The organism is Phenylobacterium sp. NIBR 498073, from assembly GCF_027286305.1.
In the GTDB taxonomy this organism is placed as follows: Bacteria; Pseudomonadota; Alphaproteobacteria; order Caulobacterales; family Caulobacteraceae; genus Phenylobacterium.
In genome coordinates, this window is the sequence record NZ_CP114599.1 from 1,467,308 (window position 1) to 1,491,185 (window position 23,878).

Below are 23,878 nucleotides of genomic sequence, written 5' to 3' on the forward strand. Positions count from 1 at the left end.
CTTACCGCGCGGGGCCCAATGTCCGTATCTGGCGCGAAGCAGCCATCCCTATGTCGTCACGCCAGGGACCTCGGCGTTAACGCATGACCGTTGGGGGGAGGAGCCGCCTTCGAGGTCAGCAGGAGTTACAGGCGGCGGCCCGGGCGCAAGCCGGGGCCGCCGCGCGCCGTTAGCGGGCCATGTTCAGGACCTGGACCTGGGTGAACTCCTTCAGGCCCTCTTCGCCCAGTTCGCTGCCGACGCCCGAGAGCTTGGCCCCGCCGAACGGCAGGTGCGGCTGCAGGTCGGCATGCTTGTTGATCCAGACGGTGCCGGACTCCATGCCCGCGGCGAGGTCCCAGGCGCGCTCGGCGTCCTTGGCCCAGATCGAGCCGCCGAGGCCGTAGTCCGAGGCGTTGGCGCGGGCCACCGCGTCGGCGGCGTCCTTGAACTTGATCAGCGGCAGCACCGGACCGAACTGCTCCTCGTCGACCAGCTTGGAGCCGTCGGTGATGTCGCGCACGATGGTCGGGCGGATGAAGTAGCCGGTGTCACCGGCGCGGGCGCCGCCGGCGATGACCTTGCCGTCGCGCTTACCGGCCTCGATGTAGTCGAGGACCTTGTCGAACTGGGCCTTGTTCTGCAGCGGGCCGAACTGGGTGCCCTGCTCCAGGCCGTCGCCGACCACGGCCGCGTCGGCGAGCTTGGCCAGCTCCTCGCACATGGCGTCGTAGATGCTCTCGTGGATGTAGACCCGCTTGGCGGCGATGCAGACCTGGCCGGAGTTCTGGAAGGCGGCGGCGAAGATCTTCGGCGCGGTTTCGACCGGGTCGACGTCGTCGAGCACGATGGCCGCGTCGTTGCCGCCCAGCTCCAGGGTGACGCGCTTGAGGGCGTCGGCGGCGCCGGCCATCACCCGCTTGCCGGTCTCGGTGGAGCCGGTGAAGCTGATCTTGCGGATGTCGGGATGGCCGGTGATCGCCGCGCCCAGGTCGTTGGCGTCGGCGATGACGTTGAGCACGCCTGGCGGGACCAGGTCCTTGACCAGTTCGGCGATCTTCAGGGTCGAGAGCGGCGTGGTCGCAGCCGGCTTCAGGACGATCGTGTTGCCGGCCAGCAGGGCGGCCGGAACCTTGAAGGACATCAGGATCAGCGGGAAGTTCCAGGGCACGATGGCCCCGATCACGCCCAGCGGCTTGCGGCGGATCTCGACGCGGCCGGCGGCGTCGTCCTGGACGGTCTTGGCCGGCAGGTCGAGGCTGGCGAAGTAGCGGAAGAAGGCCGCGGCCCCGAACACCTCGCCCATCGCCGCCTGCAGCGGCTTGCCCTGTTCCTGGGTCAGCAGGCGCGCGAGCTCGGGCGCGGCGCCCTGGATGGCGTCGGCCATGGCCAGCAGCGCCTTGCGGCGCTCGTCGATCGAGGTGGCGGCCCAGGCCGGGAACGCGGCCTTGGCGGCGGCGACCGCCTGGTCGAGCTGGGCCTTGGAGGCGCGCGAACAGACCGCGACGCGCTGCTCGGTGGCCGGGTTGATCACGTCCATCGTCGCGTCGCCGGCCACCAGTTGGCCGCCGATCAGGAGCTTGAAGTCAGGCGTAGCAGTCATGGCGGAGCGTTCCTTCCCAAATATTGGCCCGAAATTTTGGGCGCCACGCTCGGCCTGTTACGCAACGGCGGTCAAGTCGGGATCTAGTCGGGCAGGGCGAAGGCCACGACCTGGTCGCCGCGCCTGGTGTCGCCCTTGGCGTGGCCGCCGGCGGCGATGACCACGTACTGGCGGCCCTTCCAGACATAGGTCATCGGAGTGGCCTGGCCGCCGGCCGGCAGGCGGCCCTTCCAGAGCTCGCGGCCGGACTTGGCGTCGAAGGCGCGCAGGTAGTCGTCCATCGCCGCGCCGATGAACACCAGGCCCGAGGCGGTGGCGATCGGGCCGCCGAAATTGGGCGTGCCGACGCCGCGGACGAAGAACTGCGAGCCGGGCGCCAGGTCGCCGGTGGCGCCGAGCGGAGTGCGCCAGAGCACCTGGCCGGTGGTCATGTCGACGGCGCTCAGCAGGCCCCAGGGCGGCGGGTTGCAGGGCAGGCCGAGCGGCGAGCGCAGCAGCTCGCGCCGCATGCCGAAGGGGGCGCCGGCCTGGGGGCTGATCTCAAGGTCGGGGTTGGCCTGCTTCTCGCCGGCGACCTTGCCCGCCGGGATCAGGGTGACCTTGTGCAGGGCCGAGGAGGTGTTGATGAACGCCACGCCCCGGCGCGGATCGAAGGCGATGCCGCCCCAGTTCGAACCGCCGCCGGTGAACGGGTAGAGGATCGTCCCCCGGGTGCTGGGCGGGGTGTAGAGCCCCTCGTTGCGGGCCCCGGCGATCAGCTTGCGGCAGGCGTCCTTGTCCCAGGGCGTCAGGCCGAAGGCGTCGTCCGGGGTGATGCGGCTGGGCGCCAGCGGCGCGGGCGCGACCGGGAACGGCTGGGTGGGGGAGAGCACCTCGCCGACCTCGCCGCCCTGGGGGACCGGGCGCTCCTCGACCGGGATGATCGGCTGGCCGGTCTCGCGGTCGAGGGTGAAGACCAAGCCCTGCTTGGTGGTCTGGATCACCGCGGGGCGGACCGGGCCGCCGCGGTAGCCGAGCATGGCCAGGGTCGGCTGGGCCGGGACGTCGTAGTCCCAGACGTCGTGGTGGGTGGTCTGGAACGCCCAGGCGACCTGGCCGGTGGCGGCGTGGACGGCGACCACCGAGTTGGCGTGGGCGGCGTTCCCTGGGCGCGCGGCGCCGTAGAAGTCGGGGCTGGGGCTGGAGGTCGGCAGGAACACCAGGCCGCGGGCCAGGTCGGCCGACATCGGGGCCCAGACGTTGGCGGCGCCGGCGACGACGCCGGGGCCGGACGCCTGCAACGGGTCGTAGGTCCAGCGCAGCGCGCCGCTGAGCGCGTCGAAGGCACGGACCGCGCCGGGCGTCTCGCGGACCCGCTGGTTGTCGTCGATCGAGGAGCCGACCACGACGATCCCGTCGATCACCACCGGGGCCGAGGTGATCTGCGCCCCGTCAGGCCGCGCCAGCTGGGCGCCGGGCATGGCGTCGACCTGGCCGCCCTGGCCGAAGCCGGCGCAGGCCTTGCCGGTGGCCGCGTCGAGCGAGAACAGCCGCCGGTCGTTGGTGGCCATGAAGATGCGCTCGGCGCAGGGGGCGTCGGCCGGGGCGGCCGGATCGCGCCAGTAGGCGACGCCGCGGCAGTTGAAGCTGTTGGGATAGCGGGCGCCGGCGTCGATCTTCGGGTCGAAGGTCCAGAGCGCGCGGCCCGTGGCGGGGTCGTGGGCGCTGGCGACGTTGAACGGGCTGCAGAGGTAGAGCCGGCCGCCGGCGAGGATCGGGGTCGCCTCGAACGCCGCACGCTGGACCGCGTCGGCATGGGTCTTCATGTGGCCGGTGGAGTACGTCCAGGCGAGCTTCAGCCCTTTCACGTTGGCCGGGGTGATCTGGGCGGCGGGCGAGAACCGCTGACCCCCGGCGTCGCCGCCGTAATAGGGCCAGTCGGCCTCCGGGGCCGCGGCGGGCGGCGCCGCCGGCGGACTGCAGGCGGCGAGGGCGCAAAGCGCGGCGACGGCGAGACGCTGGATCATGGCCCGATGTTTCGCGCCGGCCGCGGCTCTGAGAAGCGCCCTGGGACGAGCGGCGAGCCGGGCGGGGCGAATGGTGGGCGCCGAGTGCTTCCCGGAGCGTGCGTCTAGGGTTTCTACCGATAGCGAGGGGGCGCCGACGGGCCGACAATCGTGGCCGTCAGGAGGGCCGGCCCGCCGGTCCTCGCCGAACCCAGAGAACGACCATGCGGACCCTTCCGGCCATCGTCAGTTCCGTCGCATTTCTCCTTGCCGGTCCCGGGGTCGTCCTGGCCCAGCCGAAGCCCGCGCCGGCCGCGTCGGCGCCGGGGGCCGGGGCGGAGCTGCCGCCGCAGGAGGTCGAGGAGGACGCCCTGAAAGCGCTCAAGCGCATGGGGACCTATCTGGACACGCTGAAGACGTTCGGCATCACGGCGAACACCACTATCGACGTCGTCACGGTGGACGGCCAGCGACTGCAGCTGGACGGGGTGACCACCTACAAGGTCCGGCGTCCCAACGGCTTCGTCATCGATCTGAACAGCGACATCAAGAAGCGGACCTTCATCTACGACGGCAAGACGTTCACGGTCTCCGCGCCGGAGCTGAAATACTACGCCACGGTCGATGCGCCGGCGACGAACGCCGCGACCCTGGACGCCATCTACGACAAGTTCGGCATCGCGCTGCCGCTCGAGGACCTGTTCCATTGGACCGGCGACAAGACGCGCGAAGACAAGCTGATCTCCGGCTTCGTCGTCGGGCCGGCGACCATCGACGGCGTCGAAACCCAGCACTACGCCTTCCGCGAAAAGGACATGGACTGGCAGATCTGGATCCAGCAGGGCGACAAGCCGCTGCCCAAGAAGCTGGTGATCATCGACCGCACTGATCCGACCGGGCCGACCTACGTCGCGCGGCTGAGCTGGATCGAGAACCCCGTCTACACCCAGCAGGATTTTGCCTTCACGCCCGCGAGCGACGCCAAGCCGATCAAGTTCATGGCGGCGCGCTGAGGAGGATGCGGCGATGACCAGAGCGCGCTTCTATCGAGCGACCCTCGCCACTGCGATCGTCTCGATCGTCTGCATGGCGGCCTTTGACAGTTACGCGCGTGGCCGAGGCGGGGGCGGCGTCCGCGGCGGCGGCATGTCGAGCATGAGCCGCGGCTCGTCGATGAGCCGCGGCAGCATGGGCGGCGCCTCGCGCAGCATGGGCTCGCCGCCGCGGCAGAGCAGCTCGATGAACCGGTCCAGCTATGGCGGAAGCCGGCCGCAGGGCGGCAATGCCGGGTCGCGACCGGCCGGCGGACAGGGCGCCTACGCCGGCAATCGTCCGGCGGGCGGGCAGGGAGCAAACGCCGCCAATCGTCCCGCCGCCGGGCAAGGCGCCTATGCCGGCAATCGCCCCGTCGCAGGACAGGGCGGCCGCGCCGACGCGGGCCAGCTGCCGGCGCGCGGCGACGGCAATCGCGGCAACAACAATGTCAACCGCGGCAACAACAACAATATCAACCGGGGCAACATCAATGCGGGCAACGACATCAATATCGACGCCGACAACGACTGGGGCTGGGGCGGCTGGGACGACCATCCGATCGGCGCCGGCGTCGCCTTCGGCGCTGCCGCGGCGGTGACCTCGGCGGCGATCTACGGGTCGATGTACTACGCGCTGCCCTACGGCTGTTCGCCCTACTACGGGTCCTACTATTCGTGCGGCGGCATGTACTACGAGCCCCGCTACGAGGGCGACACGGTGGTCTATGTGACGGTGCCGGATCCGGCGCAGGAACAGCCGCCACCCCCTCCACCGCCGCCGCAGTAGGTCCGCCATGACTCGCAAACGCCTTCGACCGGCCGCGCTGGCCGCCTGCGCCCTGGTCCTGGCCGGGCTGCCCGGCCTGACCGCGGCGGCGCCGGCGGGCGCACCGCCAAAGCCCCCTCCGACCCCGCCGGTCCCGACCTTCAAACGCAGTCTGGCGTCATTTTCGAAGGCGAACTCGAGCCCGCAGTGCTTCGATCGCCAATCCGAGCCCTATACTGGCGTCTCGGATGCCCACTTCCATCCGCGGCCTTTCGGCGGCCAGGCGATAGAGCCGACGACCCTCTTCCAGTATTTCGACAAGGCCGGGGTGCGGTTCGTGACCTACATGGGCATCGGCCAGTCGCTCGATATGAAGTCGGACTGCACCTACTACCTGAACTGCCCGGGGGTGAAGGCGCTGCCCAGCATCAAGAACGACTTCGTCAACGGGCAGGAGATGAAGGTCTATCCGCACGACAACGTCCACATCACCCTGTCGATGACGTTCGTGGATCTGGCCCATCCCGAGGGCGCGGTGGAGACCATCAAGCTCTATGACCGCGAGTTCCCGGGCATGTTCGCCTGGATGGGCGAGGCTAACGTCATGAAGCAGGCGTTGCTGGGCAACGGATTCGAGCCGCCGACGTTCGAGAGCATCAACCGCTGGGCCCCGTTCATGAAGGTGCTCGAGCAGCGCGGCATCCCGCTCACCGTCCACGCCGACCTGGGCAACGACGCCGAACCGACCAAGTTCGTGCCGCTGATGCAGCACGTGCTGAAGACCTATCCGAACAACAAGATCGTCTGGGCGCATATGGGGCTCTCGAAAGAGCTGACCAAGATGAACCCCAAGCTGCATGTGGCGATCATGCGCAAGGCGCTGGATACCTATCCGAACCTGATGCTCGATATATCGTGGGACGTGATCTACAACGCCTACTACCAGTACGGGCAGGACTTCATAGACTTGTTCAACGCCTATCCGACCCGGATCCTGAACGGCAGCGATTTCGTCGCCTCCGCCGACAAGCCGTTCGAGCAATACTGGAAGGAGCTGGAGGTCACGAGCCGGGTCAACCGGCGCCTGAACGACGAGGCGTTCCGCCAGATCGCGCTGGGCGAGAATTACTTCCGGCTGCTGAACCTGGACTACGTCGCGCCGCCGGTCTGCCGGGCTGGCCGCTAGCCTCAGAAGGCCAGCGAGAGGTCGGTGACGAAGGTGAAGCCGTTGCCGCCGACCGGAATGGGATAGGCGGTGTAGCCGACCGGCGAGTTCTTGACCCACAGGCCCATCATGTTCACCCGCAGGTCGCGGCGCTGGAACGGGTAGTAGTTGAGCCCGAGGGCGAGGTCCCAGGGATCGCCGTACTGGCCGAAAACTTGCGATCCCGACGCGTAGAGCATCAGCGTCTTGGGGATGACCATGGCCGAGGCCTGGAGCGAGTAGCCCTGATCGAAGAAGTCGTCACGGGGGATGACGCCCTCGACCTTCAGCGGGTCCAGCCAGCGGGCGTAGTACTCTCCCTCCAGCGCATAGCCCTTGTATTTGAAGGCCGCGGCCAGGGCCATCATCTGATAGCGCACCTCGGTGATCCGCCCGGTCCCGAAGGCGGTGGTGTTGAAGATCAGGGTGCCGTCGGACAGCCGGATCTGGGTGTTCTCGATCGACTCGGTACCGGGCTGCGATTGCGGCGTCTCGGTGCTTTGCGTGTAGTGCGCGCTGAACAGGGTCGCGAACTTCTGATGATCCTCGAAGTCGCCCATGCCGTTCGCCGGGCCGAACTCCTTGGTCGTCGGCATCCAGGTCAGGGCGCCGGAGAAGGTGTCGATATTGGCGTCGAGCTGGCGGGCCTGGACGCCGAGCGCGCTGAGGTTGTTGGCGACCATCACCCGGTATTCGAGACCATCGATGATCTTGCCGTCGGCCCAGATGCCTTGGGTGTAGGACCCGCGGAAAAACTCGTCGGCGATCGGCCGGTTGTCGTTGCGCAGCCAGTAAGGGAATGTCCGGTTGGTCGAGCGGGTCGAGGGCACCGACTGGACCCCGAAGTAGGCCCGGAAGTGCTCGTTGAAGGTCCAGTTGAGGTTGCCGGCGGCGACCACCTGGGCGCCGAGACCCTGGCTGGCGTTGGACGTCCAGACGTAGGCGTTGTAGCCGAACCGCGGATTGAACAGCCAACCACGCAGGGTGATCTGCACCTTGGCGAGCTGGAAATCCTCGCGCGGGGTGACATCGAACGGCTGGCCGAAGCTGCTCGTATAGGTGTCGTCCATGCCGTGCTGGTTCAGGTAGCGCAGGTAGCTGACCAGGCCGAGGTTCACCTCGCCGACATCCGACCGCATCAGGATCAGACCCTTGCCCGGCTCGAAGCCGCCCCACTTGGCGCCCTTCGGCGGGGCCTCGGAGCGTTGACTGAGCTGGAGGTTCGGTTGCGCGTCAGGGATCAACGGCGGCGGCGCGGGGGCGCCGGCCACGAGGCTGAACTGGCGCGAGAGGGCGTCGATGCGCCGGGCGCGGGCTTCCTCGGCGGCCTTGGCGGCGGCCGACTCCGCTTTCAACGCCTCGATCTCGCGGCGGATGTCGGCGAGCGCCGCGTTCGAGGCGCCGGGCGCCGCCGGCGGCGGGGCGGTCGGCTGGGCTTCGTCGGCCGCGGCCGCTGGGCAACCGATCGCCAGCAGCAGGGCCGCGCCGCCGGAGCCGGCCGCAAGCGCCCTGCGCACTCTTCCCCCGCCACGCATCACTTTCTCCGACTAGACCGGCCGCACCGAGTAAGGATTGCCGCCGAGGGCGTTCGAAATCGCGGTGATCGCGCGCTGGCCGCGGACGCTGTTGCCGGCCGCGTCGAGCGGCGGGGCGAAGGTTCCGATCCCGAACTTGCCAGGCGAGACCGCGATGATGCCGCCGCCGACGCCGCTCTTGGCCGGCAGGCCGGTGTGGAACAGCCACTTGCCGCTGTCGTCGTAGAGGCCGGCCGTGGCCATCACCGCCAGGATTCCGGGCACATGGCGCGGATCGATCACCTGCTTGCGGGTGACGGGGTTCTTGCCGCCGTTGGCCAGGGTCGCGGCCATCACCGCCAGGTCCTTGGCGTTCACGGCGATGGCGCACTGACGGGTATAGAGGTCGACGGCCTGGGCCGGGTCGCCCGGGAACCGCTCATAGGCCGACATCAGCTGGCCGATCGCCCGGTTGCGCTGATTGGTGTCGGCCTCGGACTTGTAGACCACCTGGTCGACGTCGAGCTGGCGGCCGGCGAAGTCGCTGTGGATGCCCAGGATCTTGCGCCAGACCTCGTCCGCGCTCGATCCCTTGACCATGCCGGTGGTGGCGATGGCTCCCGGATTGACGAAGGGATTCATCTCCTTGCCCTTGTACTGCTCCACGGCGGTGATCGAGTTGAACACCTGGCCGGTCGCGTCGACGCCGATGCTGTTCTCGATCAGGTCCTCGCCGGACTCCTGGAACACCAGGGCCAGGGTGAAGACCTTGGAGATCGACTGGATCGAGAACTTCGGCTCGATGTCGCCGACGAAGGACGACTTGTTGGTCGGGGTGACCAGACCGATCCCGAAATAGTGCGAGGGCACCTGGGCGAGGGCCGGGATGTAGTCGGCGTTCTTGCCTTCGTTCAAGGTCTTGTACTGGGCGTGCGCGGCCTTCACGGCGGCGTCGATGTCGCCGCCGCCAGTGGAGGATTGGGCGAGCGCCGGGGCGGCGGCGGAGGCGGTGGCGAGGAAGGCGAAGGCCTTGGCCAGGTCCCGCCGGGAAGCGTTGGCTTGCATGATCGAGTGCTCCCTGATCAGCGGAAGTCGTTGCTGGAAAAGGCGTATTTGAACGAGACCTGAAGACGGTAGTCCTCGCCTTCCTCGCCGTCTTTGTCCTCGCGCGTGCCCCAAAGGAACTCGCCACCCATCATGATCTTGTCGGACGGCGTGTAGAGCAGGTTCACCGAGGCGTATTGGGCGGTCTGGAAGGCCGTCGCCTCCTGGAAGTTGGTGTTGTCGACCTGCACGCGGCTGTAGCCGATCGACGAACTCCATTGATCGTTCCAGTAGTGGTCGTAGTAGGCCATCATCCCGAACAGGGGCACGACCTCGCCGCGCAGGCCGATCGGCGGCGGCTGGCCAGGGGCCGGCGGAGGGGCGCCGAGGCGGTCGGCTTCCGGCGCCAGATCCATGCCGCCATCGTTCATGTAGCTGGCGATGCCTTCGCCGTAGACCGCGCCGAGGTGGATGACGTCCTTCTCGAGCAGCTTGATGTTCGAGGTGAGGTTGACGCCCCAGCCGGTCTTGCTGTCGGAGGGCTCGTTGTTCGGCGTGCCGGCGGTTTCGAAGCCCACGCGGCGCAGGATGCCGGCCACCTGGACGTGGCCCCAGCCGCCGTCGTAGCGCCAGTGCGCGGTCAGGTCAGGCAGCTCCTCGTCGCCCTGCAGGCCGGTGGCGATGTCGGAGTCGATGAGGCGGATATTGCCAGGGTCGATGTCGTTGCTGGGCTGCTCGACGGCGACGGCGAACTGGTGCGGCCCGGTCTTGTAGGTGTAGCGGATCTGCGGATTGCGCAGGAACACCATGCCGTTGGGCCCCCAGTAATCGATGGTGTTGGGGAAGGTGTCGCCATCCATGAACAGGCTGTTGGTCTGGCCGGCCAGGATCGGCCCCCATTCCCCATAGGCGTGACGCAGCCGGAATGTGGTCTGCCCGGCGTCGCCGCCGACGCCGTAGAGGTCGAACTCAAACCGGACGAAGAGGTCCTGTCCGCCGATCGGCTGCTTGGCCCGCACCCCGAAGCGGGTTTGCCGGGCGCTGAGGATGGCCTGGCCGTCGTCGCCGTAGATGCCGTCGACGGTCGGGATCTTCGACGGGCGCAGGGTCGCGTCCCAGTCAGGGTGAACCCGCTTGAAGTCCTGGATGTAATCCAGCTGGGCGAAGCCGTAGACCTCGAAGTTGCGATCGTCCTGGGCCGCGGCCGCGCCGCCGGCGCCCAAGCCGAGCGCCAAGGTCGCCGCGCACGCGCACCGCTGCGCTGTGACGCCTGAGTATTTCACCATTACCAGCCCTCCGTTCGCCCCTCTCTGCCCGCGGAGCGTGGCCGCAACTCTGAGCACCTGCCAGCCGGGTGGCTATCGGGTCGAATACTGAGCTGGGCTGCAGGTTCAGCTGAAGGTTTGGACGATCATGGTCGCGAAGGCCGCGCCGCCGAGCGCCAGCAGCAGGCCGGCGACGACGAAGGTGGAGCGGATCTGGTAGCCGCGCGGCGCGCCGGGCGGCAGCGGATGGCGACGGCGGACGACCGCCAGGAAGCGCGACTGGCTCCAGAGACCCCAGCCCAGGTTCAGCAGTCCCAGCGTCAGCAGGGCCAGGCCGATCCGCCGCGCCACCTGGTCGATGTCGACGCCGAGCGAGGCGCCGGCGTCGGCGTTCTGCAGGAAGGCGTGGATGGTGAAGCCGAAGCCGATCATCGAGATCGAGGTCTGCACGATCTGGATCATGGTGCGCTCGACGTCGCGCAGGGCGATGTCCCTGGCCGCGGCGATCGCGTCGACATCGGACCGGGCGGCGGGATCGGACATGGGGGCTCCTAGAACGAGTACCGAACGCGGATGGCGAGGATGTCGAGCTCCTGGCCGATCTGCACCCCGACCGGCGGCGTGGCGGGCGGCGCGCCGAACGGGGCCGGATCGTCGAATCCCGCCGGATTGAGGCGGTCGACATCGACGTGGAGGTAGTTGGCCATGACCCGGACGCGGGGCCGCGGGTACCAGAGCAGCGCCGCGCCGAGGATCTGCTGGCGCCCGCCGCGCACCCCGCCGACCGGCGTGGGCTGGCCGGCCTCGCCCTCGTGGTCGTTGAGGTCCATGACGCTGTAGCGGAAGGCCAGCTCCAAGGCGCCCCAGCCGCCCGCGCCGATCGGGGCGAGCGGCTTGGGGAAGGCGAAGGCGGCGAGCGTCTGGTCGAAGCGCCGGGCTTCGCCGGTGAGGATCCAGCTGCCCTGGACGTAGTAGCCGCCGAAGCGGGCATCTCCGCCCGGGCCGTGCCGGTCGACGCCGAACAGAAAGCCCTCGGCCTGGAGGTAGAAGTTCCTGCGTTGGGCGGCGAACTCCAGGCCGAGTACCTGGGCCCGGTCGGCGTTGATCTCGCCGGTGTCGATCAGCGGGGTGTCGTCGACGTCGATCTCCGGGGTGTTGAGGAAGCGGACCGGAAAGCGCTCGGGCCGGCCGGGGTCCTTCTCGCTGGACGGCGCCAGGACGAAGGTCCCGTTGACGCCGACGTGGAAGCGATAGTCGTTCGACCCTTTGAAGGCGCGGGCATAGCGAGCAAGGATCGCGGTTCTTGGCGCGTAGTCATCGCCGGAGTCGAGCTTGGGGCCGGTCAGGCTGAGCGCGATCATCGAGCCCGGCACGACGCGCCTGACCGTTACGCCGACCCGGCCGTCGCCGCCGCCGAGCGAGCGGGCGAGGTCCGCGGCGGTCGCCCGTTCAAGGAACAGGGTGCTGTCGGACCCGGTCGCGCCCTCCATGTTGGTCGGCGGCGAGAAGGCTCCGACCCGGATCGAGTAGGGTTTGCGGATGTAGCTGGCCCAGACCTCGGCGATCCGCGCTTCGCCGGCCTCGTCGGCGTCGCCGAACTCGAACATGGCGCGATAGGCGACGTGCTCGCCGTGCGAACCCTCCCAGCCCAGGCGCGCGCGCCGCAGGTAGGATCCGTCGTTGAGGCTGCGCGCGCCCAGCGGGTCGCCGAGGCGCACGCCGCCGCGCCGGAAGTCGCTCTCCGGAGGACCTTCGGCGGCCTGGTCGTAATTCGCCCCGTCGTACTGCAGGTAGCCATGAAAGGTCCAAGGCCCGAGCTGGAAGTCGAGGTCGAGCAGGGAGCCGAGCGTGAAGCCGCCGCTGTCGGCGGAGGGTTGCGGGGCTGGAGCCGCCTGCGCCGCCGGCGGCGACTGCTCGCCTGATATCGCCGCTGCGAGCGCGGCGCTCGTCGTGGCAATGGCGTACACGATCACCGGCCTCCCATGCGGGGATCGGCAGGGTCGGAGAACTGGCGGCGCGGCGACATAGGGCGAACACCTGAGGGCGGCGCGCGAATAACCTCCAGCATTCGGCGCGGCCGGGGCGTCGACGAAGGTGGCGCCGATCCTGAACCGGCTGCCGGTGTGGAACGTTAACTGTCCCAGTCGCGAACGGCCCCGCCGGGCGCACATGGGCCACGCTCGCTCGGAGGGCTGTGGGATGAGCTATCGCAAGGCGGCGGTCGCCGCCGTGGGTCTGGTGCTGCTGGCCAGCGGCGCGCGCGCCGCGCCGTTCGAAGCCGTCAGCTTCAAGAAGGGGCAGAGCGCCCTGGTCTACGATGTCGGCAGCGTCCGGCGCGAAGGGGCCATGGCCCAGGCCTGGGTCTACCAGATCGTCGCCCACCCGATGGACGGGGCGAGCATGGTGGCCACGTTCCGCGAGTTTTCCTGCGCCATGCGCCGCACCCGCGACCTTGCCCGCCGCTTCGTCTCGCCGGACGGTGAAACCCTGCGCGCGGTGGAGACGCCGGGCGAGTGGCAGGACGTGGCTCCCGGCGACGAGCGGTACGAGCTGATGCAACAGGTCTGCATGGGCAAGCCGCAGCGCATCGCCGGCCAGCAGATGTCGGTGTTCGACTTCCAGACCGTGGTCCGCGACGCCCTGAGCGCGCCCTAGGCTTTACATTTCCGCACGAAGCGATGGCCGATCCGCAACAGCGGCGATCGCGTGCTTGCGCGCGAGCGGGCGGCTGGCCACGGTGTCGCGATGACGACGTGGATCGACCAAGCCGAGCTGACGGCCATGGCCCAGCGCCAGTCGGGCGTGGAGGTCCTGCGCCAGCTCTACCCGCCAGGGCGCGTCGCCCACGTCGAAAAGCTCGAGTTCGTGCCGGTCGAGGAGGGGCTGTTCTGCTCGCTCAACGCCTGGAGGACCGCCGAACCGACCACCGACCATACGGTGGTTCGCAATTCGATCGGGCTGCAGTTCGTGCAGGCCGGGTCGGTGCGCCAGACCCTGGCCGGACACGGCCGCTACCTGCACGCCGGCGCACGGGTCTGCCTGACCACCTTTCCGAAGGAGACGCGGCAGGTGCGCCGCTATGGCGCGGGTCTGGACGTCAAGTATATCGGCGCCTGGGTGGCGCCTGACCTGCTGGTCGACAAGTTCGGGCTGGAGGTCGAGGCGCTGCCCGCGCCGCTGGCGGCGTTCTTCCGCGGCGAGACCAGCCAGCCGTTCTGCATGAGCCTGCTGCTGCCGCCGCGGCTGTGGCTGGCGCTGGACGAGGTGTTCGCGAGCGGCTTTTCCGGCAAGCTGCGCCAGACCTATCTGGCGACCAAGATGACCGAGCTGGTCTGCGAACTGACCGCCTCGCTGGCGCGCGCGCCGACGCCGGGCGCGGGGGGCGGCGACCAGGACGAGCTGTCGCCGCGCGAGCAGGTGCTGATCGAGACCGCGGCGATGATCTACATGCGCGAACTGGCCGCCCCGCCGTCGGTTGAGGCGCTGGCCGCGCGCATCGGCCTGAACCGCAACCGGCTGTCGGAAGGGTTCCGGCAGGTGTTCGGCTGCACGCCGCACGACTATTCCAAGCGCCAGCGGATGGACTGGGCCCGGCGGCTGATCCTGGACGGGACCATGCGGCTGGGCGAGGTCGCGCAGGCGGCCGGCTATGCGAGTCTGTCGAGCTTCAGTCGCGCCTTCACCGACCACTTCGGATTTCCCCCCTCGGCGGCGCCGTCCGCCGCGACCGCTGAATAAAGGACCTGGCATGGCTGGCTTTCTGATCGTCAACGCGCGGCTGCTCGACCTGGAGGCCGGGGTGCTGCGGGGCGGCGCCTCGCTGCGCACCGAGGGCGACAAGATCGTCGAGGTGGCCGAGGGCGGACGGGAGATCGCGGCCGGCGAGGGCGTGCAGGTGATCGACGCCGGCGGCCGCACCCTGATGCCGGGGCTGATCGACGCCCACGTCCACGCGGCCCTGACCACCATGGACTTCGCGGCGCTGGCGCGGCGGCAGACCTCGTGGCGGGCGATCGAGACCAAGTTCATCCTCGAAGGCATGCTGGCGCGCGGCTTCACCACGGTGCGCGACGCCGGCGGGCTGGACCCGGGCATCGCCAACGCCCTGGATCGCGGGCTGGTGAAGGGGCCGCGGGTGTTCCGCTCCGGGCGGGTGCTGAGCCAGACCGGCGGCCACGGCGACAGCGATCTGCCGCAGGAGAGCCCGCAGCTTTGCGCCTGCTCGATCCGCTCGTCCTATTTCAGCCACGTCGCCGACGGCGCCGACGCGGTGCGCAAGGCCGCGCGCGAGGAGCTGAAGTCCGGCGCCCACCAGATCAAGGTGATGGCCGGCGGCGGGGTGGCCACGCCCTCCGACCCGATCGACATGGTGCAGTACACCGAGGAGGAGATCCGCGCGGCGGTCGAGGAGGCGCGGGCGCGCCGCACCTACGCCTTCGCCCACGCCTACATCCCCGAGGCCATCGAGCGGGCGGTGCGGGCCGGCGTGCGTTCCATCGAGCACGGCAACCTGGTCGACGCGGCTTCGGCGCGGGCGATGGCGGCGGCCGGCTGCTTCCTGGTGCCGACCCTGGTGACCTACGACCAGATCGCCGAGACCGGAAAGCAACTGCGCTTCCCGAGCGAGAGCCTGCGCAAGCTCGGCGAAGTGCTGCACGCCGGGGTCGGGGCGGTGCAGATCGCGCTCGACGCCGGGGTGAAGGTCGGATTCGGCACCGACCTGCTGGGCGAGACCCATCCGGCCCAGTCCAAGGAGCTGCTGCTGCGCGCCCAGGTGCAGAGCAACGCCGACGTGCTGCGCTCGGCCACCCTGGTCAACGCTGAGCTGCTGCAACGCCAGGGCCAGCTGGGTGAGCTGGCGCCAGGGGCGTTCGCCGACCTGTTGCTGGTCGACGGCGACCCGCTGGCCGACCTCAACGTGCTGTGCGGCCAGGGCGAACGGATCGACCTGATCATGCGCGGCGGCGTGCTGGCCAAGAGCGCCCTGTGAGTGGGGCGGTGCGCAGCGTCATCCGCTTCACGGTCAAGCCGGGGCGGGAGGCCGAGTTCGAGGCCGCTTTCGCCGCCTGCGGGATGCTCACCCGGCCGCGGGCGATCGAAGGCTTCGTCGAGGCTGAACTGGTGCGGGGGCTGGAGAACCCCGCCGAGTACCTGGTGATCGGCCGCTGGGCGGACCCAGCCGCTTACGCCGCCTGGCAGGCCTGTTCGATGGCGGGCGTCACGGCGCAGCAGCGCCGGGCCCTGCTGGAGACCCTGGTCGATCCGCGCCCCGGCGCGGCCTATGCGGTGGCGGCCGTGGGCTAGCTTGCAGGCGCTGGGCGGGTTAACTGCCTGCCATGGCGCGCACCAAGCACAGCGACGAGTTCGAAATCGAGGTCGACGGGGAGGCCTATGTCTGGTGGCTCCACCGCCGCCCGCAATGGTCCAGCGACGCTGCGAAGTGGCGCGGCATGGCGATCGCCGTGCGCCACCAGGAAGGCAAGCGCGAAGCAGTTCTGGAGTTCCCCCCAGGGCCGCAGCCGCGGTTCGGCGCCCCGCAGCTGCAGGCTTCGCAGATTGCTCGACCCCTCGTCGCGACCGCCATCGCCTCGGCGTTGGAGGCCGGATGGGAGCCGCTGTCGCGCGGCAAGACCGTCACCATCGTCGTGGACGAGACCGGCGGCTGAACCCAGCACGGCGCCCCCCTCGCCAAGGCGAGGGGGGCTGTCTTGAGGTCGGCGGAAGCGCAGGCGTCGCAAGGCGCCTACGCCAAGCTGAACGCTGCGCCCTTCACGATATCAAACCGCACTTTTCCGCCCCCACGTCGAGGGGCTCAGCCCTCCTGGTGCAGGGTCTTGGCCGCGGGCTGCGCGGCGGCCAGGTCCTCGTGTTCGGCGTCGCGGACGGCGCGCGAGACGTTCAGGCGCGTGAACAGTTGTCCCGGCGCGTCGGCGAGGCTCGCCTGGGCCAGTTGCTTGGCGCGCGACAGGTCGCTGCAGACGCCGAGGCCGACGATGGTCACCTCCGGACCTTCAAACGCCAGGACGGCGAAGTTGCCCGCCGTCGGCGTGTGATGATCGCTCTCCGGCCAGGCCCGGAAGCGGTAGGCGGCGCCCGAAGCGCCCCGGAGTTCAACAAATTCACGCATCAACACTATCCAAGCGCCCAACAGGCGCCAATTTCCAGAACTATCGGACCGGAGAATCACCGATCCACGAACAGGGAGCCGAACCGGCGCATGGCCGAGTCTATCGAGCGCTTTCTGCGCCGTCGCCCCACGATCTCAACACATGCGCCACTTGGCCGCGTGTTCAATGTCCTGCGCGAGACCTGGCGGCTGGACGACGACCCCAAACGCACAACCCCCGACAGCGGTTTCATCGCCACGGGACGAACCGCGGCCGAGGCCGCGGACCTCGCCCGCGAGTGGACCGGACGGTACGCCCGGCACGGCTTCGACAAGGCCTCCGGCGCCTGGTGGGCGGTGGAGGGCGCGCGGATCCACCGCATCACCGTCGGCCCGCGTCGGCGCCGCTCGCTGGGGCTGGCGCTGGGCCTGGGGGCGGCTGGCCTGGCGGCGGTGCTGGTCGCCCGCGGCGCTTCGGGGCGCCGCGCCGGCCGCTAGAGAATGCTCTAACAGGCGTAGCGCCGCTCGATGGTCACGCGCCGGCCGATGTAGGGGTCGTAGACCCGCTCGCGGCTGACGCAGGTGCGCGGGGCGTAGCCGTAGCCATACGCGTAAGGTCGGGCATAGCTATAGCCGCGGCCATAGTAGCCGTCGCCGTAGTCGCGCGACCCGCCGCGGTAGTAGCCGCCGCCGTTGTAGTAGCCGTTGTTATAGTAGCCGTCGCCGTAATAGCCGCTGTCGTAGCTGCGGTTCTTACTCGATCCGGCGATGGCTGCGCCGAGCGCCAGGCCCAGCACGCCGCCGACGATGGCGGCCGCCGCAGCGTCGTTGTCGTCGTGGTCGCGATGGTAGCGGTAGGGCTCGGCCTGCGCCGAACCGGCGCTCGCGGCGATGGCGCCGGCCGCGGTGACCGCCGCGATCGTCGTTGTCAGGAGCTTCTTCATGCTCGCCTCCTTCCGGCCCCGTCCGAATATGGGGAGGCCGGTCTCAGGCGGCACGATCGCAAGGTCACGCTGAACGCAGGCTGAATGGGTTAACGCGCGGCGCGGGCGGTTACGAACGGGGCGCGGTCTCGGATGTGCGGGGCAAGGCGCGGGCGCTCCACGGATCGCCGCGCGGGGTCACGACGGTGAAGTCCGGGCCGCTGATCAGGGCGACCATCGCGCCGGCCTGCGGCCCCGTCTGCGGGGTGCGATCGGCAAAGGTCGGCGTCTCGGCCGCCGAGGCCGAGGCGATCGCGACAAGAAAGACGGTCGTTGCCAACACCTTCATCTTAGAACCCTTGCTGTACCGCGGCCGGGTACCCATCAAGAATCCGCCCCTCGCGCCGGCTTGTGCGAGAAATCGGCGCGACGTTCCACTCGATTCAACTCTGTCACGAAAGTTTATCGCCGCTGCGATGCTTACAGGCGTGCAGATGACTGCTGATTGGGCGCCGTCCGCGGTCGGTGAGGCGGCGGCGACTCTGACCTGGAGTAAATTCCGATCTGCCGTCACGCGCTCGCCATGTTCGCGCTGTTAAGCGTTCCGCCCTTGCGCCCGGCGTTTTCGGGCGCGTGTCGGACGGAGTAGACGGTGAAAGCAATTTCCATGGCGATCCTCGCAGCGGCGGCGCTGGGACTGGCGGCCTGCGGCGAGAAGACGGCGGGGGCGCAGGGCGGCGACCCGAACGCCGGCCTGGATGTCGCCATCCGCAGCTGGCACGCCGAGCTGAAGGCCAACGACCCGCAGTGCAAGGGCAAGCCCGAGGGCGAGCAGTGCCGGGCGTTCGAGGTGGCCTGCAAGGGCCTGCGCGAGGTCAGTCCCGACGAGGCGGCCCACGGCATGACGGCCAAGATCGGCGCGGCCATCGGCTGGGAGGCCTGGGACGTTGCGCGCTCGGAGTATCGCCCGACCTCGGCGACGGCCGAATTCCAGAAGGTGGGCGGCGAGTGGAAGCGGCTGGCCACCGGGCCGGTCAACCTGTCGACCTGCGTGGCCTCCTAGGTTTAGGAACCACGCCGCGGGTAGTCGCGCAGGACCGGGTCCTGCGCGGCGCAGTCGAGGATCCACTCGCGGAACGCCCGGATTTTCGGCGCGCGGGCGCGGTCGGCGCGATAGGCCAGCCAGTAGGCGCCGCCGTAGTGGGCGACGGTCTTGAACGGCATGACGAGGCGCCCCGCCTCCAGGTCGGCATTGAAGAAGAACGGGCAGGCCAGCGCTACGCCCTGTTCGCCGAGCGCCGAAGCGACCTCCACGGTCTGGCTGTCGCCGATGATGCGCGGCGTGCGGATGTCGGCGGCGTCTTGGCGTCCGACGCCGACCGCGGCGAACCAGATCGCCCACTCTTGGGGCGAGCCGATCAGCGGGGCCTCCAGCAGGTCCTCGGGGCGGGCCAGGCCGCCCAGCCGCTCGCGCATGGCCGGGGTGCAGAGCGGCGCATGGATGTGCGGGAACAGGTAGTGGCTCTCGATGCCCGACCAGTCGCCTTCGCCTGAGCGCACGGCGACGTCGAAGTTCTCGTGCGCCAGGTCGACCAGCCGCGTCGAGGTGTCGAGCCGCACGGCGATCGACGGGTGCTTGAGCTGGAACGCGCCGATCCGCGGCGCCAGCCATTGGTTGGCGGCGGTGGCCAGCGAGGTGATGGAGAGCACGCCTTCGCCGGTTTCGGTGATGTCCATCAGCGCCGTGCGCAGGACGCCGACCGCTTCGCTGGCGGCGCGCGCCAGCCGCTCGCCCGCGGCGGTGAGCGCCACCTCGCGCGGCAACCGCAGGAACAGCGGCTGGTCGAGCCGTTTCTCCAGCGCCTTCACCTGCCAGCTGACCGCCGCCTGGGTGATCCCCAGCTCCTGGGCGGCGCGCGTGAAGCTGCGTAGCCGGGCGGCGGATTCGAACACGCGAATGGCGCTGAGCGGGATGGTGGCGAGGATGTCTGACATAAGTATTGCTAATGCATAGAGCAGGAGGACGCGTTTGTCACCACGCGCTGCTTGGCCGACATTCTCCTTGTAAAGAAGCGGTCAGAGCGGATCAGGACAATGGAAGAGCTGCACAGGCTCCATAAGGACGTTCCCTTCGGATGGGTGCTTTGGCTGCAGGAGGTCTTCGGCCAGGCCGGGCGCAAGCGCGCGGTCCGCGACCAGCAGGCCGCCAAGGGCGCGCCGACATCGGGGGGCTATGTCCCGGGCGACCTGCACTGCCTGTCGGGGCCGCACTAGGCGGTTGACCGGAATTGAACAAATAGTGAACATGCCGGAATTCTGAAAGGAGCTCGGCATAAAACCGAAGATCAGCATGATCGGCCTGGGCGTGCGCGACTTCGCCGCCTCGCTGGCCTTCTATCGCGACGGCCTGGGCTTTCCGGTCCACAACCACCAGGAGGGCGAGGATTTCGCGATGTTCGCCCTGGAAGGGACGTGGCTGTCGATCTATCCGCGCGACAAGCTGGCGGAAGATGCGACGGTGGCTGGCGACGGGGCCGGGTTTAGCGGTTTTTGCCTGGCGCACAATGTCGGCTCGAAGGCCGAGGTCGACGCGGTGTTCGCGCATGCGCTCGCGGTCGGCGCGCGGCCGGTGAAGACGCCGCGCGACGTCTTCTGGGGCGGGTATTCAAGCTATTTCGCCGATCCGGATGGCCACCTCTGGGAAGTGGCCTACAATCCGTTCACCGACCTGACGTGAGGCCTTACTCGGCCAGGTCCTGGAAGTAGGGCTCGACCTCGCCCTGCAGCTTGACGGTCATGGCGTTGCCCTTGCGGTCGACGGTCTTGCCGACGCTGAGCCGCACCCAGCCTTCGCTGACGCAGTACTCGTCGACATTGGTCTTCTCGACGCCCTTGAAGCGGACGCCGACGCCGCGCTCCAGCGCCTCGGCGTCGTGATAGGGGCTGGCCGGGTTCACGGAGAGCCGGTCGGGGGGCGTGGTCGGGCGGGTGTCGCTCATGGCGCCCGATTAGCCTTCCTGGGCGCGATTGCCAACCGTCCTAGCGGGGCGGCGGGAACACCTGCGCCCAGTCGCGCTTGACGCTGACCACCTGGATGCCGAACTCGGCGGCTCGGTCGAGGGTCTCGATCAGCGGGCTGAGCTTGAAGTCGCGGTCGTAGGCGGTTTCACGCTCGTTGTCGTCGTGATGCACCAGCAAGGCCAGGCGCGGGCCGGGGCCGTCCAGGGTGTAGCGCAGCATCGCCTGGTCGCCGTCGGAGTTGCCGAACGCCAGGATCGGCCGGCGGCCGATGTGCAGGCCGATGTTGGCCGGCTTCACGGCGCGGTCATCGAAGGTGTCCAGCTGCGCCAGCTTCATCAGCGCGAGCCGGCCGCCGGTCTCCTGCAGTTCGGTCTTCACGCTGGAGCCGATCACCTGCTCGGGCGGCACGCCGTACACCGGCTCGGCGAAGGCGCGCATGAAGTCGATGCCGCCGCCGGAGACGATGAAGGTCTTGAAGTCGTGGGCGCGAAGATAGGCCAGCAACTCCAACTGCGGCTGGTAGACGACCTGCGGGTAGGGGCGATCGAGCTTGGGGTGCCGGGCGGTGACCAGCCATTGGCGCACCTCGTCCTGGAAGGCCTCGATGCTCATCCCGGCGTGCACGGCGAAGGCGAATTCGAAGATCCCCTGCTTGCCGAGCGCATGGATGGCGGCCCGATCGTGATCCAGGAAGGCCTTGAACGGCTGGCGCTGGGCCAGCGACGGGTCGGCCGCGGCCATGGCGGCGGCGCGGTCGAAGGCGAACAGCACCTGCACCTGCAGCGGCTGCTCGCACCAGAGGGTGCCGTCGTTGTCGAAGACCGCGATCCGTTCGGGGGCGGGCACGAAGTCGGAGCTGTTCTTGTCGGTGGTCGCGGCCACGAAGTCGAGGATGGCGCGGCGCGCGGGGCCGTCGGTCCAGGATGACAGGGCTTGGGTCACGGCGGCCTCCGATGAGCCGCCAGCTTCGCGTGGGGTTTCCTGAGCGCCTATCGGGGGTTTCCCGCGGAGGGGGGCCGTCAACGCCCCCTTAAGCTGCCCGCCGCCAGGATGGGCGAGCCCCTGCGCGACGGGGGTCTTGCGACCTGGGAGGTCGGCATGTCGGTGACCCGGACGTCCAGCGTGCGGCGGTCCCACGACCATTTCGAGCCCGACGGCTCGCTCGACCCACAGGCCCAGAAGCGGCTGCGCGGGCATATCGAGCAGATCGACTACACGGCCTACGCCTCGAACCGCGAGGTGATCGGCCAGATGCTCGGCCAGGCCGACGCGGCCAAGTTTCAGAAACTGGCGGTCGCCGCGGCCCTGGCCCGCAGCCAGTGGGTGGCCCAGGCGCTGGCGCTGAGCGAGACCCCGCGTCCGCTGACCGCGCAGGAGACCGAGCGGCTCGCCGCGCTGCGCAGCGCCTATGAGGAGCTGACCGAGGCCTACGAGGCCATGCGCCGGATGGTCGAGCGCGGCTATCTGACGTTCCCGGCCTAGACCACCATCCGGCCGGCCGGTTCGCCGCTGAGGATCGCGGCGACGCCGCGCAGGGCCTGGGCGAGCACCGATTGTTTGGCCGGGCCGCCCAGCGAGATGCGCAGACCCGCGCGGGCGCCCGGCGTGGTCGCGAAGGCGTCGGCGGTGACCAGCGAGAGGCCGCGGCTCTGGGCGGTGTCGCGCAGCCGCTCGCCCGGCCAGTGGTCCGGCGTGTCCAGCCAGATGTGGATGGCTTCGGGCGAGCCCTGGGCGGCGGGCAGGATCTGGCGGGCCAGGGCCTGGCGCTCGACCGCCTCGGCGCGGACGGCGGCCAGCACCTTGTCGGCGGTTCCCTCGCGGATCCAGGCGGTGACGATGGCAGCGCCCAGCGGAGCCGGCATCAGGGTGGTGGCGCGCAGGGCCTCGGCCAGGCGCTGGGCGGCGGAGAGGTCGGGCGCGGCGACATAGGCGATGCGCAGGCCGGGCGAGAGCGCCTTGGCCGTGGTGGCCAGGCGCCAGACCAGTTCCGGGGCGAAGGCGGCGACGGCGGGCAGGGGCGTGGACGGCAACCGCCCGTAAGCGTCGTCCTCGATGATCGGAACCTTGGCGGCGCGGGCGACGGCGGCGATCTCGCGGCGTCGGCCCTCGCCCATGGTGGCGGCGGTTGGGTTCTGATGGGTGGGAATGCAGTAGATCGCCCGCGGCGCGTGCTCGGCGCAGAGGCGGGCCAGCGACTCCGGATCGAAGCCCTCGTCGTCGACCGGGCAGGCGACCAGGCGCAGGCCCAGCAGGGCGGCGACCGAACGGACGCCAGGAAAGGTCAGCGGCTCGACGATGACCGCGTCGCCGCGGCGGGCGAGCATGGCGAGGATGGCGGCCAGCGCCGCTTGGGCGCCGGGCGTGACCACCACGCGATCCGGCGACACCTCGCCTTGCCCTGGCGCGAGCCAGACGGCGCCGGCCGCGCGCTGGGCCAGCGAGCCGCCGGGCGGGTGATAGGCCATCAGCGCCTGCGGGTCGGTGCGGTCGAGCACCGCGCCGGCGGTCTCCTTCAGGAGTTTACCGAGGTTGAGTCCCTTGGGCGGCGGCGGCAGGTTCATCGACAGGTCGACGAGGCCGGCCTCGTCCTCGGCGGCGCGGCCGGCGACGTAGGTGCCGCGGCCGACCGCGCCCTCGACCAGCCCGCGGGCGCGGGCGGCGGCGTAGGCGCGGGTGACGGTGGTGAAGTCGACGCCGAGCGCGGCGGCCACGGCGCGCTGGGGCGGCAACTGCTCGCCGGCCTGCAACTCGCCGTCGGCGATCGCAGCTTCCAGCGCGCGCAGGATGGCCAGGTAGATCGGGCCGCCGCCGCGGTCGACGCGCCGCAGCCAGAGGGTCGCAGGCATGCTTGCTATCCCGCCTCAAAATCCATACATTGATATACAATTGTAGGCATCAATGCAACGATTGTATGCAGGGACCTGGACATGGCCGACGCCAACCAAACCTATGACCCGCCGCTGCCGATCATCTCGGGCCTGACCTGCCGGTGCCCCCGCTGCGGCAAGGGCAAGCTGTTCAGCGGCTTCCTGAAGATGGCCCCGAGCTGCGAGGCCTGCGGGCTGGATTTCTCGTTCGCCGATCCCGCGGACGGCCCGGCCTTCTTCGTGATGACCGCCATCGGCATGATCGTCATCGCGGTCTTCACCTGGGTCGAGGTGGCCTATCACCCGCCGATGTGGGTCCACATGGTGACGGTGTTCCCGGCGCTGATCATCGGCTGCCTGGGTACGCTGCGGCCGGTGAAGGCCTGGCTCGTCGCCTCGCAGTTCTTCCACAAGGCCGAGGAGGCGCGGTTCTCCAGCCTCGGCGGCCACGGCGAGGGCGGCTTCGGCCTGCGCGGCAAGGCTCGCGACCGGGCGGCGTAATCAGGTCGATTTCGACCCCAGGTAGGGTGTTCTCGGCGCCACGCTTCCGCATTTTGTGGTGGCAGT

General features: G+C 69.6%; 28 protein-coding genes. 14 read left to right on the top strand and 14 right to left on the bottom strand.

From position 1 onward, the window contains the following. Window positions 1–169: 169 nt before the first annotated feature. The gene (locus O4N75_RS07425; RefSeq protein WP_269628718.1) at window positions 170–1,582 is read right to left on the bottom strand and encodes an aldehyde dehydrogenase family protein; all 1,413 of its coding nucleotides are present in this window, start codon (window positions 1,580–1,582) and stop codon (window positions 170–172) included. A gap of 83 nt (window positions 1,583–1,665) precedes the next feature. Then, window positions 1,666–3,588: a pyrroloquinoline quinone-dependent dehydrogenase gene (locus tag O4N75_RS07430; RefSeq protein WP_269628719.1), complete on the bottom strand. Its 1,923-nt coding sequence runs from the start codon at window positions 3,586–3,588 to the stop codon at window positions 1,666–1,668. 203 nt (window positions 3,589–3,791) lie between these two features. Between O4N75_RS07430 and O4N75_RS07435 the strand changes: the two genes are divergently transcribed. Genes O4N75_RS07435 through O4N75_RS07445 form a run of 3 tightly spaced genes read left to right on the top strand, consistent with a single transcriptional unit; the run spans window position 3,792 to window position 6,553 of the window. Continuing rightward, on the top strand, window positions 3,792–4,580 hold the full coding sequence (locus tag O4N75_RS07435; protein WP_269628720.1) for a DUF2092 domain-containing protein: 789 nt from the start codon (window positions 3,792–3,794) through the stop codon (window positions 4,578–4,580). A 13-nt stretch (window positions 4,581–4,593) separates the two neighbouring features. Next, window positions 4,594–5,388 (top strand): hypothetical protein, encoded by a 795-nt coding sequence (locus tag O4N75_RS07440; protein ID WP_269628721.1) that lies wholly within the window; start codon window positions 4,594–4,596, stop codon window positions 5,386–5,388. 7 nt (window positions 5,389–5,395) lie between these two features. Beyond that, the gene (locus tag O4N75_RS07445; RefSeq protein ID WP_269628722.1) at window positions 5,396–6,553 is read left to right on the top strand and encodes an amidohydrolase family protein; all 1,158 of its coding nucleotides are present in this window, start codon (window positions 5,396–5,398) and stop codon (window positions 6,551–6,553) included. Between the two features lie 2 nt (window positions 6,554–6,555). On the opposite strand, the gene O4N75_RS07450 is transcribed toward O4N75_RS07445, so the two are convergent. The 5 genes from O4N75_RS07450 to O4N75_RS07470 form a co-directional block, all read right to left on the bottom strand. Then, window positions 6,556–8,088, bottom strand: coding sequence for a hypothetical protein (locus O4N75_RS07450; protein WP_269628723.1), 1,533 nt, complete (start codon window positions 8,086–8,088; stop codon window positions 6,556–6,558). A gap of 30 nt (window positions 8,089–8,118) precedes the next feature. After that, on the bottom strand, window positions 8,119–9,150 hold the full coding sequence (gene glsA, locus O4N75_RS07455) for a glutaminase A (protein WP_269628724.1): 1,032 nt from the start codon (window positions 9,148–9,150) through the stop codon (window positions 8,119–8,121). A 17-nt stretch (window positions 9,151–9,167) separates the two neighbouring features. Then, entirely contained in the window at window positions 9,168–10,364 is a 1,197-nt protein-coding gene (locus tag O4N75_RS07460) for a DcaP family trimeric outer membrane transporter (protein WP_269628725.1), read from the bottom strand. Between the two features lie 156 nt (window positions 10,365–10,520). Further along, a complete protein-coding gene (locus O4N75_RS07465; protein WP_269628726.1) occupies window positions 10,521–10,937 on the bottom strand; it encodes a DUF202 domain-containing protein in 417 nt (138 codons plus the stop codon). 8 nt (window positions 10,938–10,945) lie between these two features. Beyond that, window positions 10,946–12,361, bottom strand: coding sequence for a porin (locus O4N75_RS07470; protein ID WP_269628727.1), 1,416 nt, complete (start codon window positions 12,359–12,361; stop codon window positions 10,946–10,948). 232 nt (window positions 12,362–12,593) lie between these two features. On the opposite strand from O4N75_RS07470, the gene O4N75_RS07475 reads away from it, so the two are divergent. The 5 genes from O4N75_RS07475 to O4N75_RS07495 all read left to right on the top strand — a co-directional run bounded on the left by O4N75_RS07475 (window position 12,594) and on the right by O4N75_RS07495 (window position 16,060). Beyond that, on the top strand, window positions 12,594–13,049 hold the full coding sequence (locus O4N75_RS07475) for a surface-adhesin E family protein (protein ID WP_269628728.1): 456 nt from the start codon (window positions 12,594–12,596) through the stop codon (window positions 13,047–13,049). Window positions 13,050–13,139: 90 nt separating this feature from the next. Further along, a complete protein-coding gene (locus tag O4N75_RS07480; RefSeq protein WP_269628729.1) occupies window positions 13,140–14,132 on the top strand; it encodes an AraC family transcriptional regulator in 993 nt (330 codons plus the stop codon). A gap of 10 nt (window positions 14,133–14,142) precedes the next feature. Continuing rightward, a complete protein-coding gene (locus O4N75_RS07485) occupies window positions 14,143–15,384 on the top strand; it encodes an amidohydrolase family protein (RefSeq protein WP_269628730.1) in 1,242 nt (413 codons plus the stop codon). Beyond that, window positions 15,381–15,698 carry an antibiotic biosynthesis monooxygenase family protein gene (locus tag O4N75_RS07490; RefSeq protein ID WP_269628731.1) on the top strand — a complete coding sequence of 106 codons (318 nt, stop codon included), beginning with the start codon at window positions 15,381–15,383 and terminating at the stop codon, window positions 15,696–15,698. The genes O4N75_RS07485 and O4N75_RS07490 overlap by 4 nt, the downstream gene beginning before the upstream one ends. A 32-nt stretch (window positions 15,699–15,730) precedes the next feature. Further along, complete coding sequence (locus O4N75_RS07495) at window positions 15,731–16,060, top strand: hypothetical protein (RefSeq protein WP_269628732.1); 330 nt, start codon at window positions 15,731–15,733, stop codon at window positions 16,058–16,060. A 146-nt stretch (window positions 16,061–16,206) separates the two neighbouring features. Here O4N75_RS07495 and O4N75_RS07500 read toward each other — a convergent pair whose 3' ends face one another. Next, a complete protein-coding gene (locus O4N75_RS07500) occupies window positions 16,207–16,521 on the bottom strand; it encodes a hypothetical protein (protein WP_269628733.1) in 315 nt (104 codons plus the stop codon). A 90-nt stretch (window positions 16,522–16,611) separates the two neighbouring features. Between O4N75_RS07500 and O4N75_RS07505 the strand changes: the two genes are divergently transcribed. Continuing rightward, the gene (locus O4N75_RS07505) at window positions 16,612–16,998 is read left to right on the top strand and encodes a hypothetical protein (protein ID WP_269628734.1); all 387 of its coding nucleotides are present in this window, start codon (window positions 16,612–16,614) and stop codon (window positions 16,996–16,998) included. Window positions 16,999–17,006: 8 nt separating this feature from the next. On the opposite strand, the gene O4N75_RS07510 is transcribed toward O4N75_RS07505, so the two are convergent. After that, the gene (locus tag O4N75_RS07510; protein WP_269628735.1) at window positions 17,007–17,444 is read right to left on the bottom strand and encodes a hypothetical protein; all 438 of its coding nucleotides are present in this window, start codon (window positions 17,442–17,444) and stop codon (window positions 17,007–17,009) included. A gap of 109 nt (window positions 17,445–17,553) precedes the next feature. After that, window positions 17,554–17,772, bottom strand: coding sequence for a hypothetical protein (locus O4N75_RS07515; protein WP_269628736.1), 219 nt, complete (start codon window positions 17,770–17,772; stop codon window positions 17,554–17,556). Between the two features lie 303 nt (window positions 17,773–18,075). On the opposite strand from O4N75_RS07515, the gene O4N75_RS07520 reads away from it, so the two are divergent. Continuing rightward, window positions 18,076–18,486: a hypothetical protein gene (locus O4N75_RS07520; RefSeq protein ID WP_269628737.1), complete on the top strand. Its 411-nt coding sequence runs from the start codon at window positions 18,076–18,078 to the stop codon at window positions 18,484–18,486. Between the two features lie 2 nt (window positions 18,487–18,488). Here the strand turns inward: O4N75_RS07520 and O4N75_RS07525 are convergent, their stop codons facing one another. Further along, complete coding sequence (locus O4N75_RS07525; RefSeq protein WP_269628738.1) at window positions 18,489–19,418, bottom strand: LysR substrate-binding domain-containing protein; 930 nt, start codon at window positions 19,416–19,418, stop codon at window positions 18,489–18,491. Between the two features lie 99 nt (window positions 19,419–19,517). On the opposite strand from O4N75_RS07525, the gene O4N75_RS07530 reads away from it, so the two are divergent. Further along, window positions 19,518–19,697: a hypothetical protein gene (locus O4N75_RS07530; protein WP_269628739.1), complete on the top strand. Its 180-nt coding sequence runs from the start codon at window positions 19,518–19,520 to the stop codon at window positions 19,695–19,697. Window positions 19,698–19,773: 76 nt separating this feature from the next. Beyond that, on the top strand, window positions 19,774–20,160 hold the full coding sequence (locus O4N75_RS07535; RefSeq protein ID WP_269628741.1) for a VOC family protein: 387 nt from the start codon (window positions 19,774–19,776) through the stop codon (window positions 20,158–20,160). A gap of 4 nt (window positions 20,161–20,164) precedes the next feature. On the opposite strand, the gene O4N75_RS07540 is transcribed toward O4N75_RS07535, so the two are convergent. Beyond that, on the bottom strand, window positions 20,165–20,422 hold the full coding sequence (locus tag O4N75_RS07540; protein WP_267233637.1) for a DUF3297 family protein: 258 nt from the start codon (window positions 20,420–20,422) through the stop codon (window positions 20,165–20,167). Between the two features lie 40 nt (window positions 20,423–20,462). Further along, window positions 20,463–21,386 (bottom strand): HAD family hydrolase, encoded by a 924-nt coding sequence (locus tag O4N75_RS07545; RefSeq protein WP_269628742.1) that lies wholly within the window; start codon window positions 21,384–21,386, stop codon window positions 20,463–20,465. Between the two features lie 156 nt (window positions 21,387–21,542). Here O4N75_RS07545 and O4N75_RS07550 point away from each other — a divergent pair, with 156 nt between their 5' ends. Further along, window positions 21,543–21,926: a hypothetical protein gene (locus O4N75_RS07550; protein WP_267233635.1), complete on the top strand. Its 384-nt coding sequence runs from the start codon at window positions 21,543–21,545 to the stop codon at window positions 21,924–21,926. On the opposite strand, the gene O4N75_RS07555 is transcribed toward O4N75_RS07550, so the two are convergent. Then, a complete protein-coding gene (locus tag O4N75_RS07555) occupies window positions 21,923–23,290 on the bottom strand; it encodes a PLP-dependent aminotransferase family protein (protein WP_269628743.1) in 1,368 nt (455 codons plus the stop codon). The genes O4N75_RS07550 and O4N75_RS07555 overlap by 4 nt on opposite strands. 81 nt (window positions 23,291–23,371) lie before the next feature. On the opposite strand from O4N75_RS07555, the gene O4N75_RS07560 reads away from it, so the two are divergent. Then, a complete protein-coding gene (locus O4N75_RS07560; RefSeq protein WP_267233633.1) occupies window positions 23,372–23,812 on the top strand; it encodes a DUF983 domain-containing protein in 441 nt (146 codons plus the stop codon). Window positions 23,813–23,878: the final 66 nt, after the last annotated feature.